Annotated in this window: 1 protein-coding gene; it reads left to right on the top strand. The window is 60.4% G+C overall.

Annotated elements, in window-relative coordinates:
- A partial coding sequence (locus tag AC1RQI_RS17225; protein ID WP_481905835.1) for a TonB-dependent receptor domain-containing protein occupies window positions 1-265 on the top strand: 265 nt, incomplete at both ends.

Below are 265 nucleotides of genomic sequence, written 5' to 3'. Positions count from 1 at the left end.
GCCACACCACGCTGTTTGGCATCGACTACCGCAACACCTCGTTCCGCGACATGGCCTCGAGCTTCAGCACCGGCAAGATCAACGTGTTTGCGCCGGTCTACGCCAACAGCTGGACCAACAACGGACCGTATGACGACACCGGCATCACGCAGTCGCAGGCCGGTCTTTACTTGCAGGACCAGATCAAACTCGGCCGGTTGTCGTTCCTGCTCGGCGGACGGCAGGATTTCGTCACCACGGACCTCGACAACAACCTCGCGAAGAC

Source organism: Salicola sp. AFF1 (genome assembly GCF_056783195.1).
The sequence above is the reverse complement of the archived record's forward strand: the minus strand, read 5'-3'. Positions and strand labels throughout refer to the sequence as shown.